The sequence below is a fragment of the Bacillus sp. JJ864 genome (assembly GCF_036963045.1).
In the GTDB taxonomy this organism is placed as follows: domain Bacteria; phylum Bacillota; class Bacilli; order Bacillales; family Bacillaceae_G; genus Bacillus_A; species Bacillus_A pseudomycoides_C.
The window spans coordinates 37,179-51,814 of sequence record NZ_JBALLY010000012.1 but is presented as its reverse complement, the minus strand read 5'-3'; the positions used below and the strand labels follow the sequence as shown (position 1 = coordinate 51,814).

Sequence of the window (14,636 nt, the reverse complement as noted above, 5' to 3'; positions counted from 1 at the left end):
GTGTTAAAAACCTAACTTGATGGCAATGCAGGTTTCTTTATATATATTTAAAATTTAGTAAAAAGATTGATCAAAATCAGCCAATCATGCTCGATTTTAATCAATCTTTTTTTATTAAATGTAAAGTTGACGAATATATCATTAAATGATATATTCTATTTAATGATATATCGTTTAATGATATACGTGAGGAGGGATAAATAAAATGGCAAGAAATGATTCATTAGAGACGGGAGAGCTTACAGATACTTCTTACTACATTTTATTGTCTTTAGTTGATGCAAAACATGGATATTTGATTATGAAAACAATTGAAACGATGACAAATAATCGTTTTTCTATTGGACCTGCCTCGATGTATACGACAATTAAAAAACTATTATCAGCTGGATTAATTAAATTACTTGATGATGAAGATAAAAAAAAGACATATATAGCAACAGAAGAGGGGATTGAACTTCTAAAGAAAGAAGTCCAGCGCAGACGAGAAATGGTCAAGCATGCGGAAGAAATATTGAAACAAAAAGGAGGCATATAAACATGAAGAAAACAAAATACATTTCTAGTGGCGGAGTAGCGTTTGGCGAAGAAAAAGAAATGAAAAAGCTTGGTGAATATGCAAAAAAAGGATGGATCTTAGAAGGATTTGCTCCGCTTGGCTATAAGTTAAGAAAAGATGAACCTAAAAACATACAATATTCACTCGATTATCAAAATGGTGCAGATGAAGAATACTTTATGTATTTTGAGGAAGCGGGATGGTCTCATGTTTGTTCATCTGCAAATGCAATTCACATATTTTGTGCACCTGTCGGAACAAAACCAATTTATTCGGACAAAACGACTATTATTGAAAAATACGAGCGAGAAAAGAAGCTGATGGGAAAAGTTGCGTTACCACTTCTGATTACTACTGTTATACTCTGTTTACTTAGTATTTTGAGTTCCTACAATTGGATACCTGAAATTGTTGGAAATATAGCTAGTTTTTTAGGGTTTGTCTCATTGGTGATTTTAGTTTTCCCTGGAATGCCGTATATTGCATATTGTTTTAAAGTGAACAAATTACGAAAATAAATGTTTAATTTAAAGTAAGTTAAAGTAGAAATGGCACTTTAAATTCATAAAATATAATATTTTTAAAAGGAAATAACATAACCGTCTTGAAATTATAATGATGGGGAGATGTGTGGTTCATGACACACATCTTTTTTCTATGTAACGATCAGGAATGGGGAGATAAGATGGGATAGAGAAAGAAAAAATCGAAGTACATGATAAGCGGCAGGAGTTTTTAAAAGGAATGAAGCAAATTTTACCGATTGCCTCTGCAAGTGTTGTCGATGGACTCATTTTTGGTATTCTTGCTTCATTAACAATTCCGCTTGTTCTGTTTCATGAAAAGGGAGGATTGTGGAGTCCTGAGTATATAGTTGCAGGGATTGTAGCATTTGGTGTAGGCGTATGGAAAAGACAAGTTGTATTTTCGTTATTAACGGGAGTAATTACACTTGTGTGCTGGAGAATATTTGTAGGGTGGTAATAGGATTGCAATAGTCTGAATATTATGATTGTAACAGGGCAATCCCTATACTATAATGAAAATAAGCAACATGAATACACATTCATTTATTTTAGAACGGGCGTGCCGTTAAAGCGGAGGAATTACGCTTTTATAATGTAGAGAAGGGGGAGTTCGAATTGGAAAAACCATGGCTGCAAAATTATCCAAAGGAAATTCCGCACACGATTTCCTTTGATATGAAGCCTCTTCATGTGTATTTGCAGGAAGCTGCTTCACAATACCCAAAAAAGAAAGCGCTTCATTTTCTGGGGAAAGATATTACGTTCACAGAGCTAGATCGTAAAGTTAGGCAATTTGCCAATTATCTTCGCAAGCTTGGGCTAGAGAAAGGAGACCGAGTTGCGATTATGCTGCCAAACTGTCCGCAAAGTGTTATCGGTTATTACGGAACACTATTAGCTGGCGGTGTTGTCGTGCAAACGAATCCGCTTTATACAGAAAGAGAGCTTGAATACCAACTTCATGATTCAGGTGCGAAAGTTATTCTTTGTCTCGATATCGTATTTCCGAAAGTCAGCAATGTTCAGTCCGCAACGAATATTGAGCATGTCATTGTGACACGCATTGCCGATTATTTACCATTTCCGAAAAATGTATTGTATCCATTTATACAAAAGAAACAAACAAAACTCGTTGTTCATGTAAAAGAAAGTAATAATATTCACGTTTGGAAGTCTATTGAACGTGCAGAGGATACAGCGGTAGATGTACCGTGTGATCCGGAAGAAGACTTAGCTCTCCTGCAATATACAGGCGGGACGACAGGGTTTCCAAAGGGCGTTATGCTTACTCATAAAAATCTTGTGTCCAATACAAGGATGGGAATTCATTGGCTTTATAATTGCCGGGCAGGTGAAGAGGTTCTTCTCGGAGTATTGCCGTTTTTTCATGTATACGGGATGACCGCTGTTATGAATCTGTCAATTATGGAAGCGTATAAAATGGTCCTCATTCCGAAATTCGATATTAAAATGATATTAGAAGCAATTAAAAAACATCGCGTTACGTTATTTCCTGGAGCTCCGACGATTTATATTGCGCTATTAAACTATCCTGAACTTCATAAATATGATGTTTCTTCTATTAGCGCATGTATTAGCGGATCAGCTGCTCTTCCGGTTGAAGTGCAAGAACAGTTTGAACGTGTAACAGGTGGCAAGCTTGTAGAAGGATATGGTTTAACAGAATCGTCTCCAGTTACACATGGTAACTTTTTATGGACAAAGCGAGTGCCCGGAAGTATTGGTGTGCCGTGGCCAAGTACAGATGCGCGTATTCTTTCACTAGAAACAGGTGAACCGCTCTCGGTAGGTGAGGTTGGCGAAATTGCTGTGAAAGGCCCGCAAGTGATGAAAGGCTACTGGAATAAGCCGGAGGAAACAGCAGCGGTGCTGAAAGATGGGTGGCTGTATACGGGTGATGTTGGCTATATGGATGAAGACGGCTTTTTTTATGTGAAAGATCGGAAGAAAGATATGATAGTGGCAAGTGGGTTTAACGTATATCCGCGTGAAGTAGAAGAAGTATTATATGAACATGAAAAGGTGCAAGAAGTTGTTGTTCTTGGTGTGCCTGACCCGTATCGCGGTGAAACGGTAAAAGCGTTCGTTGTTGTGAAAGATAGTGTAATATGTTCAGAAGAAGAATTAAATGCGTTTGCTCGCAAATATTTAGCAGCGTATAAGGTGCCGAAAGTATATGAGTTTCGAAAAGAATTACCGAAAACGACTGTTGGGAAGATTTTGCGTCGTGTGCTAGTTGAGGAGGAATTGCAAAAGCAAGATGATGAGCAAACGGGCTAATGCCCTTTCTTTTTTTGAGTGAATAGCATTGACAATATTTGAAATAGTCAGTATTATTAAAATGTGAATGAATCATCATTCAGTCATCTTCTTGAAGGGGATAGTACTGTGAAAAAGAATCGACCTAAATATAACCAAATTATTGATGCAGCGGTGATTGTCATCGCAGAAAATGGATACCACCAAGCCCAAGTTTCCAAAATAGCAAAACAAGCTGGTGTTGCCGATGGAACGATATATTTATATTTCAAAAATAAAGAAGATATATTGATATCTTTATTCCAGGAGAAGATGGGAGAATTTATCGAAACAATTCGGCAAAAAACAGCAGGAATTGGAAGCGCTGTAGAGAAGTTATTTATGTTGGTAGAAACACACTTCTCTTTACTTTCGCAAAATGACCCTCTTGCTATCGTTACGCAACTAGAACTTCGTCAATCCAACCAAGACTTACGCCTCAAAATTAATGAAGTGCTGAAAGGATACTTGCAAGTCATTGATGAAATTTTAGAAACTGGCATACGACAAGGAGAATTTCGTACGGATTTAAATGTCCGCGTGGCAAGACAAATGATTTTCGGAACAGTAGATGAAGTTGTCACCAACTGGGTAATGAGCGATCATAAATATGATTTGGTCGCAATTTCGAAAACGGTGCATGAGCTATTAGTAGCAGCTTGTGGTTACCGCAATTAATGGGGAGGGAGTACATTTGAATTTCCTATCTGTAACGGTGGAGGATTACATAGCAATTGTAAAGATTAATCATCCGCCAGCAAATGCGATGTCTTCACAAGTTATTAGTGAAGTTGGTGAACTACTTGATGCAGTAGAAACGGATGAGAATGTGCGCGTTGTACTTGTTCATGGGGAAGGCCGTTTTTTCTCAGCGGGAGCGGATATTAAAGAGTTCACTTCTGTTGAAGAAGCAAAGGAGGCAGCGAAATTATCACAACATGGACAAGTGATCTTTGAACGTGTTGAAAAATTCTCAAAGCCAATTATTGCGACAATTCACGGCGCAGCGCTTGGCGGGGGATTAGAACTTGCGATGTCTTGCCATATGCGCTTTGTAAGTGAGACTGCAAAAATCGGTTTGCCGGAGCTAACGTTAGGATTGATTCCAGGATTTGCGGGGACGCAGCGCTTACCGCGTTATGTTGGGAAAGCGAAAGCTTGTGAAATGATGTTAACAAGCGATCCGATTTCAGGTGTGGAAGCAGCTGAGATTGGGCTTGCAAACCGAGCATTCCCTGAAGAAGTATTGTTAGAAGAGGCGCTGAAAGTAGCGAAAAAGATTGCTGGAAAAAGCGCAGCATCTGTCCGCGCTGTATTGGAGCTCTTGCAAACAATGAAGTCTTCTCATTATTATGAAGGAGTCCAACATGAAGCGCAGTTATTTGGTGAAGTGTTCACTAGCGCAGATGGAAGAGAAGGAATAGCAGCGTTCTTAGAAAAACGAAAGCCTTCTTTTAGCGGCAGGTAGTTCTCTGTTTTTTTAATATAAATTAACAGAATATTAGAATTAACCAAATTTTCCTTTTAAAAAAACAAGGGGGTAAATAGAATGAACATCTACGTACTCATGAAACGAACTTTTGATACAGAAGAAAAAATCGCAATTAAAAACGGTGCAATTTACGATGACGAAGCGGAATTCATCATCAACCCTTACGATGAATATGCGATTGAAGAAGCAATTCAAGTAAGAGATGCACAAGGCGGTGAAGTGACAGTCGTTACTGTTGGCGGTGAAGATAGTGAAAAAGAACTTCGTACGGCACTTGCGATGGGCTGTGATAAAGCAGTATTGATCAATATTGAAGATGACGTTGAAAATAGTGATCAATATACAACAGCAAAAGTGCTTGCTGAGTACTTAAAAGAGAAAGATGTTGACTTAATTTTAGCTGGTAACGTAGCGATTGACGGTGCATCTGGACAAGTTGGACCACGTGTAGCGGAAGCGCTGAATATCCCATATGTAACAACAATTACAAAGCTTGAAATTGATGGTACAAACGTAAAAATCGAGCGTGATGTAGAAGGGGATACAGAAGTCATTGAAACATCGTTACCTCTTTTAGCAACAGCGCAGCAAGGTTTAAATGAACCGCGTTATCCATCGCTTCCAGGTATTATGAAAGCGAAGAAAAAGCCGCTAGAAACGTTAGAATTAGATGATTTAGATTTAGATGAAGATGATGTAGAAGCGAAAACAAAAACAATTGAAATCTATTTACCTCCTAAGAAAGATGCTGGAAAAGTGTTACAAGGCGAACTGCAAGATCAAGTAAAAGAACTTGTATCGCTATTGCATACAGAAGCGAAAGTAGTTTAAAAAATACTAGGATATCCAGGAGGGAAAACATATGGCTCGTAAAGTATTAGTAATGGGAGAAGTTCGTGACGGTTCTTTACGTAACGTTTCATTTGAGGCAGTAGCAGCCGCAAAAACAATTGCAGAAGGCGGAGAAGTTGTCGGTCTTTTACTAGGTGAAAGCGTCGCTTCATTCGCACAAGAACTCATTTCTTACGGTGCAGATCGCGTTGTGACAGTTGAAAGCGATAAATTAGCTTCGTATACATCTGATGGATATGCGCAAGCATTTCTAGCAGTGTATGAAGAAGAAAAACCAGAAGGAATTGTGTTTGGACATACAGCATTAGGAAAAGATTTATCACCAAAACTTGCAGCGAAATTAGAGGCAGGTCTTGTTTCTGACGTGACAGCGTTAGAAGTAGCTGGTGGTAATGTTGTGTTCACACGTCCAATTTATTCTGGTAAAGCATTTGAGAAGAAGATTGTAACAGATGGTGTCTTATTTGCGACAATTCGTTCAAATAACATTGCACCGCTTGAAAAAGATGAAGCACGTACAGGCGATGTTTCTTCTATGACAGTCGATGTAAAAGATTTACGTACAGCCATTAAAGATGTTGTTCGTAAAACAGCAGAAGGCGTCGATCTTTCTGAAGCAAAAGTAATTATTGCGGGCGGACGCGGCGTGAAAAGTGAAGATGGTTTTAAACCGTTAAAAGAACTAGCAGATGTGCTTGGCGGAGCAGTTGGTGCGTCCCGCGGAGCTTGTGATGCAGAGTACTGCGACTATTCACTGCAAATTGGGCAAACAGGTAAAGTTGTAACGCCAGATTTATATATTGCATGTGGTATTTCTGGTGCGATTCAACATTTAGCTGGTATGTCTAACTCAAAGATTATTGTAGCAATTAACAAAGATCCAGAAGCGAATATTTTTAAAGTAGCTGACTATGGCATCGTTGGTGACTTATTTGAAGTATTGCCGCTTCTAACAGAAGAATTTAAAAAGTTAAAAGTACATTCTTAAGTTGCGTATAATGAGTTCCTAGTAAGTAATTACCCCTATATAAATAATGAAAAGCGAGAGGTCCCCTGCTTCTCGCTTTTTCGCTCGAAAGAATTTTAGCTAGTATAAAGGTTGAGTTATTTGTTAAAATACTTAACGATACATATTATTCGCCACGTATATAAGATGATGATATACTTTGGTTAGAAAGTTCATAAAGGAGGAAATAACATGGCAATTGTAAACGCAACTGACCAAACTTTCGCAGCTGAAGCAAGCGAAGGTGTTGTATTAGTAGATTTTTGGGCACCTTGGTGCGGCCCTTGTAAAATGATTGCTCCTGTATTAGAAGAAATTGATGCAGAGTTAGGCGATAAAGTAAAAGTAGTAAAAGTAGATGTGGATGAAAATCAAGAAACAGCTCGTAAATTCGAAGTAATGAGCATCCCAGCTCTTTTCGTATTAAAAGATGGTCAAGTGGTTGATCAAGCATTAGGTTACAAACCGAAAGAAGCGTTAGCTGAATTAGTATCTAAACACTTCTAATTCCGAAAGCCCAGCAGATGATGCCGGGCTTTTTATATTGGTTAAAATTACCTTGTGTAAATATGACAACGGATACAAAAATATTGTTGACACTTGTTATCTCTGCTTTTATAATCAAGCTATCAATAATGAAAATCACTATCAATGAGTTCTAGGGGGACGTAATCCATGACGTTAAAGTTAAAAGTATTATCTGCAGCAGCAGTAGCATCTTTACTTTTTGCAGGTTGTGCGAAAGAGGAAACGAAAAAGTCTGAAGCACAAGAGAAAAAGACAGAACAAACTGCTAAAAAGGAAGAAACAAAACAACAAGAAGCAGATTTTGTACAAGCTTACAAAGATGGAGTAGCGGAGCTTGAAAAAGCAAAAGACGGCAAAGAGGTTGACTTTGATAAAGTAACAAAGTTATATAAAGAAAAATTACAACCTCTTGTTCAACAACGTGATGGAGAATTTAGCGAGCAAATTGATCAAACAATTACAGCTGCATTAGAAGCAGGGAAAAAGAAAGAAATGGAACCAATGGTTGTAAAACAACTATTTGATAAATTAATGCAAAAAGAATTCTTCCAATCTATGCGCCATGATTTCAAAGAGGTTGATACAAAATGGGGCAAAAAAGATGAAGTGAAAAAAGAAATGGAAGAAGCACTTGCGTTTTATAAAGGTGTAGAAGGTACAGTTGGAAAGCGTGATACGGCATACGGTACACAAATGGCTTCTACAATTAAAGGCGGCTTTGATGAAATGAACGCAGCAATTGATAAAGACGACAAACTTGCGTTTTCTCTTGGCAAGCAAGTTGTAGATAAAACGTTAATGAAAACATTCTACTTGGCAACGGGCGCTGAGCCGCACGGTTATGCTACAAAAATGGTAGAAGAAGCAAAGAAAGATGAGAAAAATGCAAAAGTTGAGCAAGCTGAGGGATGGGCATTTTATCAAGCTGTCTATCCATATGTGAAAAAAGCAGCTCCTGAAGAAGCAGACTTTATTTTAAAACAATTTGATTTAAAAACAGATGTGAAAACAGTTGATGCAAAAGCGGTAAATAAAGCGTTCGTACGTGGATTTGCAAAAGTTGCATTAGGTGAATATAAAGAGAGCCAAGAAAACTTTGGAAAAGATAAAGGTCCTGTTACAGCATTAGAAGGTGCTTTATTCATTAACATGATTGAAAATGATTTAAAAACAGTACTTGGCGAGCAGCAAACAGCAGAGTTAACAAAAACAGCACAATCTTATTTAGACGCAGTAAAAGCGAAGAAGAAAGAAGATGCAGACAAGTTATTGCCGCAAATTGAATCCACATTAAATAAAGTTGTGGAAACAGCGAAATAAAGTGAAACTTCCATCAGTGGGGGGCTTCATCCCCCACTGATGGAAAGCCTTCACCAATCAGGCTTTTACGGACAGTTATCCCCCACCTATCTTCTTCGCTTTTCTCTGAATCTTGAGGTGGGGGGGGCTTACTGTCCGTTAATGCGGGATAAGATCGAAACGTCTATATTCTTTTGAAGAAACCTTGTCTTGACAAGGTTTCTTCTTTTGCATAGGGTTGTAGAAGGTGGTGAACAAAATGAAAGTATTAATTACTGGAGGAGCGGGGTTTATCGGAAGTCACCTTGCGTTGAAATTATTAGGGCAAGGTAAGCAAGTTGTGCTTCTTGATAATTTTCATTCTTACTATGCAAAGTCTAGAAAGCTTTTTCAATTAGAACAAGTACAGAAAGCTGGAAAGATTCCATTTTATGAGTGTGATATTTTGCAAAAAGATGATGTGAAAGCTGTTATGCAGCAAGAAAAAGTCGATGCGGTGATTCATTTAGCGGGCTTTCCAGGCGTAAGACCATCGCTTGAAATACCAGGGGCTTACGTTGATATTAATATAAAAGGGACAAGTAACGTATTAACTTGTGCCGGAGAAGAAAATGTGAAGCATGTTATTTTTGCATCGTCTTCTTCTGTATATGGGGAGCAGACAGGAGTGCCTTTACGAGAGGAAATGGCAAACGGTAGTGTTCTTTCACCGTATGCTGCATCCAAGTACGGTGCAGAATCTCTTTGTCATGCGTATCAATATATGTACGGATTTCAAATGAATATTTTACGATTCTTTACTGTATATGGACCGTGGGGACGTCCGGATATGGCAGTTGCAAGCTTCATTCGAAAGTTATTAAACGAGGAAGAAATTGTTGTGTACGGAACAGGTACAGGCCGTGATTATACGTATATCGATGATATTACAGAAGGAATTGCTCTTACATTACAATCACATCATAGTGATGTATATAACCTTGGATCTAACGCGCCTATTTTAATGACAGAATTACTCACGCAGTTAGAAACACATTTCCCGTTTATGCGTGTAAGGCAAGAAGCGCATAGAAAAGGGGACGTAACATCAACGTGGGCAGATATTTCAAAAGCGCAAGAACAACTTGGATATAGGCCGCGTGTATCTTTTGCAGAAGGGTTGGAGCGAACCGTTGCTTGGGCGAAACAATATCCGAATATTGTTTAATGTTTTCGGTGTTTTCTTGCTATGTATCTTTTTACTTTTGTCATGGCGGTCGTTTGAAGCATCCTCATTATGGAAACATTTTCAGGATTTATGGAGACAGCCTTATACCATTATGCTTCTCGTTATGATGTATAGCATCGCTTTTTTATTTCGCGCATATGCGTGGAAATTGTACCTCCATCATCGTATTACGATGAAAGAGGCGCTATATGGACTGTTGTACAGTTTATTCATTAATCATGTTTCTCCGCTAAAAGTGGGAGATGCTGTTCGCATTGCTGTGATTACAAAAGAGAAGAAAGTAACATTAGGAGAGGCGACGCAATCTGTCGTTGTACTTCGTATACTAGATTTGTTTATTCTCGGTCTGTTTGGAGCAACGGGAATGTTACTATTATGGAGAAATATTTTGCTTAATGTTCCTGTTATTCTTGCGTGTGTCTGTATAGGAAGCGTGCTGTTATTTCTCTTATATAAGAAAGTACCTCAATTTGCAGAAAAGCAGTGGAAGCAACTGAAAGAGTCACTATTTACTCTACAAGGTGGAATGATTCTCTTTCTTATTATGCTGAGCTGGATTTGCGAGGGCTTTGTAATTTATGAGATCGCTAAGCCTTTATCATTTTTGCAAGCAGTTTGGGTAAATAGCGTGACCATTGCTGGCCAAGTGTTTCAACTAACACCTGGCGGAATTGGTACGTATGAGACCGTTATGATATTTGCATTGCAAGCAGTAGGAGCTAAGCAATCTGATGCATATCAATGGTCGTTAATGAGTCATGGTTTTAAATTTATATTTTCTTATGGTGTGGGCGTAATGCTATTACTATTGTATCCGATGGAATTACGCTCATTTTTCAGTCAGAAAGGAGAAGACGATCGTTGGAAGAAGTAAAGAAAGCGTCAAAATTTGAAAAAGTAGCGGCGCGCTGTTGGAACCTACTAAATGAAGGGAAACCATTTACACCGATTTTTGTATTCGGCACATTTTTGTTGTTTTCTATTTCACAGTTTGGACAACCAGGTTTTGTCCCAGCTTTTTTTAGTAGTTTTTTATTCATTGTTCCGCTGCTCGTTTTATATTATTTGTTTGATTTTCCGTTGTTTTTACGGAATTACTTATGGCTACCGTTCGTTGCCTATTTAATCGTCTTTAAAACGGTACATATACCGTTACTATTATTTGCATTAGGATTATATTTTTTCTTTACAATCCTATTTTGGGGAACGTTATATTATCATTTGCGTATTGGAACGTCTTGGCTAAACTTTACACGCTTTTGGAAACTCGTGTTAAAGAATAGTGATTCTACAAGTGGTAATGCTCAGGAGCAAATGCCAAAATTTTTACTATTGTTATCGCTTTGGTATTATTATTACCTTTTCTTCCAAGAAGGCGGTACGTTAGGTGCAGTAGATTTGAAAACAATTCTTACGTTTTACGGTGCTCTTGCCCTGTATACAATTATCTTACATCGTAATTTATTTGACTGGCAGCCAAAAGCAATTCCAACTTATACGGAAAATGTGCATGAAAATAAAGAAGCGCTGAATGAAAAAGTAGTTGTCATTGTGATTGACGGTATGCGTAAAGATCGTTTTGAAGCAGCGCATACACCGTATTTAGATTCTCTTCGAAAAAAAGGGACGGAGTTTTTAAACATGGAAACGGTGTATCCAGCTCGTACTGTTGTATGTTTCTCATCTATGTTTACAGGGACATATTCGTTTGAGCATGGCATTAAATCGAACATGGTTTGGAAGCATGGTGTGAATGTAGAAAGTATTTTTGATTCGCTTCGAAAAATAGATAAAACAGGAAAAATGCTAGCTGTTGCGCATTTAGTTGATGCGTTTGGTGACGATGTTGAGACATTTACAGCTGTTATGAAAAATGATGTTGTAGATGGGAAGATTATGGAGAAGGCGAAACAAATCATGGATGAACAAGACCCAGATCTTTTTATTGTACAGCTCATTTCAACAGATCAAACGGGGCATAGCCGCGGCGTATTATATGATGAGTATTTACAAAAAATTTATGAAGCAGACCAGCATGTGAAACATTTTATTGAGCATTTAGAGAAAACAGGAAAAGCAGAGAATACGACGTTTATCATTTGTGCTGATCATGGACAGGCAGATGGAATTGGCGGTCATGGTCATTTAGATGAGGGAGAACGTTTTGTGCCATTCTTTATGTACGGTCCCCATATTAAACAAGGTGTGAAAATAGAAGAGAAGAAAAGTCTCGTTTCTATGGCACCAACACTTGCTTATTTATTAGGGGTACCGTATCCATCACATAGCCGTGGTCCTGTGTTAGTGGAAGCGTTAAAGGAGCAGGAAAAGAAATGAAAGTAATTGTGTTTATACCAGCCCTAAATGAAGAAGACTCCATTGCGCATGTTATTCGAAAAGTACCGCGTTATTTTCATCCGAGTATAACAGTAGAAGTTCTTGTCATTGATGACGGTTCAACAGACAGAACGGTAGAAGTTGCAAAAGAAGCAGGAGCGGATCATATCGTTTCGTTTGCAAAAAATGGCGGTTTAGGTGCATCTGTTCGAGCAGGCCTCAAGGAGAGCTATCGATTAGGAGCTGATATTAGTGTGATGATTGATGCGGATGATGAATATCCAGCAGATGAAATTCCAAATGTATTGCAGCCCATATTGGAAGGGAAAGCAGATTATACAATGGGGTCGCGTTTTCGCGGCACCATTAGCGGTATGAAACTGCATAGACGGCTTGGAAACTATTGTTTTACGATGTTGCAATGTATATTACTGCGTAAATGGATTCGTGATGGTCAATCAGGAATGCGTGCTTTTTCACGGCAAGCGATGGAGCACGGAGAAATTGTGCATGATTATAACTATGCACAAGTGATTACACTAAACTTAGTGCGAAAGGGATTTCGCGTTCAAGAAGTACCGATTACGTATAAAGTACGTGAAACAGGGGAGTCGTTTATTTCGTTTCGTAAGTATATGACGCGCGTTTTTCCCGCGATTTGGAAAGAGATGGGACGTCCCGTAGAGAAAGTTAGGGTTGATTATGAAGCGCATGTATTAGTAGGAGAAAAGAAATGCTCATAGTGAGTATTTCTTTTCTTGACATTGAAAGTGATAATTATTATCATCTTTTTTAGGAGGAGCGTTTATGAAAAAAATAATTACTTCATTATTTGTCGGTATTTTCTTACTATTCTCGGTGAATTCAACCGCATTTGCTTATTCGTACGGAAATCCGAACGAAGAAAAGGTTGCAGAGGCATATAAGCAAATGGTCACGAAATTAGATGAAAATCCGCCAAACTTTACAGAAGCTAAGAAAGCGTATGAAAATGTGCGAGAAGAAATTGATCAGCACATGGGTAAAGAACCAACGAAAGCAATTATGAACGATTTTGATAAGAAAAATAAAGAAGATCTTATTGCTGATATGCAAAAAATTCTTGCTCTTAATATTAATCGTCGTTTAACAAATGTTGATGAACAATTTAAAGATTATGATACAAGTAAACGTTTATTAGCAAAAGCATTTGCAACATATGAAGCGGTATCACCAGTTGTTGCACAGCATAATAAAGAGTTAGATACAAAATTAAAAGATGAGTTTAATAAAGCGCTGGAGTCTCTTGGGAATCCAGGATTGTTTGGAGTAGGACAAAAGGAAGCAAATCAAGATGCTTTCAAGAAAAGTAAAGATGTTATTTTAACAAGTTTACAAAAAGAATTTAAAATTAAAGATTTCAAAGTTGGCCATTTTGATGCGAGCGGAAAAGAAGAAGCTTCAAAAAGCGTAGGCAAAACAGAATGGACAGATTTAAGTAAATGGAAAAACTGGGCTCCAATTGTGGTGATTGTACTTATACTTGTTGGAGTTATTGTATACGCAGTACGAAAACGTAAGTAAGAATGAGGAGGAAGAGCGATGCAGTTACAGGCATTTCTCATTACATTTCGTGAAGTATTAGAAGCATTGCTCATTGTTGGAATTATTACTACATATTTAAAACGTACGGATAATAAGCAGTATGTGAAATATGTTTGGGTAGGAGCAGGCCTTGCGGTTGTTGCAAGTTATCTTGTTGCTCTTGTCTTCCAAGTTGTGTTTACGGGCTTTGCCGCAATGGGAAGTGAGATGTATTTAAAAATATCAATTATGTTCATTTCCGCTATTTTGCTTACGCAAATGGTATTTTGGATGGCCGAACATAGTAAGAATATGAAAGCCAACATGGAAAATAAAATGAGCAAATATATTACGGCTGGAAACGTAATTGGAATGGTCGCACACTCCTTCCTTGTTGTGCTGCGAGAAGGCGTTGAAACGGTGTTCTTCTTTGCTGCGATTACAGGTGGAAATATTGAAGCGGCAATGCAAGGCTGGGGAGCAATTACAGGAGTTCTTGTTGCAGCTCTTGTCAGCTACTTATTCTTTAAAAGAACGATGCGTATTTCACTAAAAGTGTTCTTTAAAGTAACGGGAGTATTTATTGTCTTTATTGCAGCGGGACTTCTTGTGCAAGGTATTTCCATGATGCAAGATTTAAAAATACTTGGCAGTGTGATGCCGCACGTATACGATATTACGTGGCTACTTCCAGAGCATCCGATTGATTATGATCATTACTTGCGTGATCACGGTACTGCACCGCTTCTTTCCGGTGATATCGGTATTTTCTTAAAAGCATTTTTAGGATATTCTTCGATGCCATCGCTTGAAGAAATCCTTGCATATATCGGTTATTTTGTTGTCCTTTATATGTTAATTGTCTTTAAAAAGCCTGTTAAAAAAAAGGGAACAGTAGTCGAAGCAAATAAATCAGTAAGCTAAAA

General features: G+C 38.1%; 16 protein-coding genes. All 16 read left to right on the top strand.

What is annotated here, in order from left to right; genetic code table 11:
- Window positions 1-205 precede the first annotated feature (205 nt).
- The 16 genes from V7024_RS02455 (at window position 206) to V7024_RS02380 (ending at window position 14,634) form a co-directional block, all read left to right on the top strand.
- Complete coding sequence (locus tag V7024_RS02455; RefSeq protein WP_335515165.1) at window positions 206-538, top strand: PadR family transcriptional regulator; 333 nt, start codon at window positions 206-208, stop codon at window positions 536-538.
- A 2-nt stretch (window positions 539-540) separates the two neighbouring features.
- Window positions 541-1,077, top strand: coding sequence for a DUF2812 domain-containing protein (locus V7024_RS02450; protein ID WP_335515162.1), 537 nt, complete (start codon window positions 541-543; stop codon window positions 1,075-1,077).
- A 226-nt stretch (window positions 1,078-1,303) separates the two neighbouring features.
- The gene (locus V7024_RS02445; RefSeq protein ID WP_335515159.1) at window positions 1,304-1,543 is read left to right on the top strand and encodes an AzlD domain-containing protein; all 240 of its coding nucleotides are present in this window, start codon (window positions 1,304-1,306) and stop codon (window positions 1,541-1,543) included.
- Between the two features lie 158 nt (window positions 1,544-1,701).
- The gene (locus V7024_RS02440; protein ID WP_335515157.1) at window positions 1,702-3,387 is read left to right on the top strand and encodes a long-chain-fatty-acid--CoA ligase; all 1,686 of its coding nucleotides are present in this window, start codon (window positions 1,702-1,704) and stop codon (window positions 3,385-3,387) included.
- A gap of 108 nt (window positions 3,388-3,495) precedes the next feature.
- Window positions 3,496-4,083: a TetR/AcrR family transcriptional regulator gene (locus V7024_RS02435; protein ID WP_438824427.1), complete on the top strand. Its 588-nt coding sequence runs from the start codon at window positions 3,496-3,498 to the stop codon at window positions 4,081-4,083.
- Between the two features lie 16 nt (window positions 4,084-4,099).
- Window positions 4,100-4,873, top strand: coding sequence for an enoyl-CoA hydratase (locus tag V7024_RS02430; RefSeq protein ID WP_335515149.1), 774 nt, complete (start codon window positions 4,100-4,102; stop codon window positions 4,871-4,873).
- 81 nt (window positions 4,874-4,954) lie between these two features.
- Window positions 4,955-5,728, top strand: coding sequence for an electron transfer flavoprotein subunit beta (etfB, locus tag V7024_RS02425; protein WP_335515146.1), 774 nt, complete (start codon window positions 4,955-4,957; stop codon window positions 5,726-5,728).
- A gap of 31 nt (window positions 5,729-5,759) precedes the next feature.
- Window positions 5,760-6,737: an electron transfer flavoprotein subunit alpha/FixB family protein gene (locus V7024_RS02420; RefSeq protein ID WP_335515141.1), complete on the top strand. Its 978-nt coding sequence runs from the start codon at window positions 5,760-5,762 to the stop codon at window positions 6,735-6,737.
- A 210-nt stretch (window positions 6,738-6,947) separates the two neighbouring features.
- Window positions 6,948-7,262: a thioredoxin gene (gene trxA / locus V7024_RS02415; protein ID WP_098914164.1), complete on the top strand. Its 315-nt coding sequence runs from the start codon at window positions 6,948-6,950 to the stop codon at window positions 7,260-7,262.
- A 168-nt stretch (window positions 7,263-7,430) separates the two neighbouring features.
- Window positions 7,431-8,603 (top strand): hypothetical protein, encoded by a 1,173-nt coding sequence (locus tag V7024_RS02410; protein ID WP_335515136.1) that lies wholly within the window; start codon window positions 7,431-7,433, stop codon window positions 8,601-8,603.
- A gap of 238 nt (window positions 8,604-8,841) precedes the next feature.
- Window positions 8,842-9,789: an SDR family NAD(P)-dependent oxidoreductase gene (locus tag V7024_RS02405; protein ID WP_335515133.1), complete on the top strand. Its 948-nt coding sequence runs from the start codon at window positions 8,842-8,844 to the stop codon at window positions 9,787-9,789.
- Window positions 9,755-10,684, top strand: a complete 930-nt coding sequence (locus V7024_RS02400; protein ID WP_335515130.1) for a lysylphosphatidylglycerol synthase transmembrane domain-containing protein — start codon at window positions 9,755-9,757, stop codon at window positions 10,682-10,684. The genes V7024_RS02405 and V7024_RS02400 overlap by 35 nt, the downstream gene beginning before the upstream one ends.
- Window positions 10,672-12,147, top strand: coding sequence for an alkaline phosphatase family protein (locus V7024_RS02395; RefSeq protein ID WP_335515127.1), 1,476 nt, complete (start codon window positions 10,672-10,674; stop codon window positions 12,145-12,147). Before V7024_RS02400 ends, V7024_RS02395 begins: the two co-directional genes overlap by 13 nt.
- Window positions 12,144-12,890, top strand: coding sequence for a glycosyltransferase family 2 protein (locus tag V7024_RS02390; RefSeq protein WP_335515124.1), 747 nt, complete (start codon window positions 12,144-12,146; stop codon window positions 12,888-12,890). Before V7024_RS02395 ends, V7024_RS02390 begins: the two co-directional genes overlap by 4 nt.
- Before the next feature lie 64 nt (window positions 12,891-12,954).
- Window positions 12,955-13,710 carry a hypothetical protein gene (locus V7024_RS02385; RefSeq protein WP_335515121.1) on the top strand — a complete coding sequence of 252 codons (756 nt, stop codon included), beginning with the start codon at window positions 12,955-12,957 and terminating at the stop codon, window positions 13,708-13,710.
- A gap of 18 nt (window positions 13,711-13,728) precedes the next feature.
- The gene (locus tag V7024_RS02380) at window positions 13,729-14,634 is read left to right on the top strand and encodes an FTR1 family iron permease (protein WP_335515118.1); all 906 of its coding nucleotides are present in this window, start codon (window positions 13,729-13,731) and stop codon (window positions 14,632-14,634) included.
- The last annotated feature ends 2 nt before the right edge of the window (window positions 14,635-14,636 follow it).

Coding starts and splice junctions, on each gene's coding strand:
- V7024_RS02455 (WP_335515165.1), top strand. CDS start 206: ATGGCAAGAAATGATTCATTAGAGACGGGAGAGCTTACAGATACTTCT.
- V7024_RS02450 (WP_335515162.1), top strand. CDS start 541: ATGAAGAAAACAAAATACATTTCTAGTGGCGGAGTAGCGTTTGGCGAA.
- V7024_RS02445 (WP_335515159.1), top strand. CDS start 1,304: ATGAAGCAAATTTTACCGATTGCCTCTGCAAGTGTTGTCGATGGACTC.
- etfB (WP_335515146.1), top strand. CDS start 4,955: ATGAACATCTACGTACTCATGAAACGAACTTTTGATACAGAAGAAAAA.
- V7024_RS02420 (WP_335515141.1), top strand. CDS start 5,760: ATGGCTCGTAAAGTATTAGTAATGGGAGAAGTTCGTGACGGTTCTTTA.
- trxA (WP_098914164.1), top strand. CDS start 6,948: ATGGCAATTGTAAACGCAACTGACCAAACTTTCGCAGCTGAAGCAAGC.
- V7024_RS02410 (WP_335515136.1), top strand. CDS start 7,431: ATGACGTTAAAGTTAAAAGTATTATCTGCAGCAGCAGTAGCATCTTTA.
- V7024_RS02405 (WP_335515133.1), top strand. CDS start 8,842: ATGAAAGTATTAATTACTGGAGGAGCGGGGTTTATCGGAAGTCACCTT.
- V7024_RS02390 (WP_335515124.1), top strand. CDS start 12,144: ATGAAAGTAATTGTGTTTATACCAGCCCTAAATGAAGAAGACTCCATT.
- V7024_RS02385 (WP_335515121.1), top strand. CDS start 12,955: ATGAAAAAAATAATTACTTCATTATTTGTCGGTATTTTCTTACTATTC.
- V7024_RS02380 (WP_335515118.1), top strand. CDS start 13,729: ATGCAGTTACAGGCATTTCTCATTACATTTCGTGAAGTATTAGAAGCA.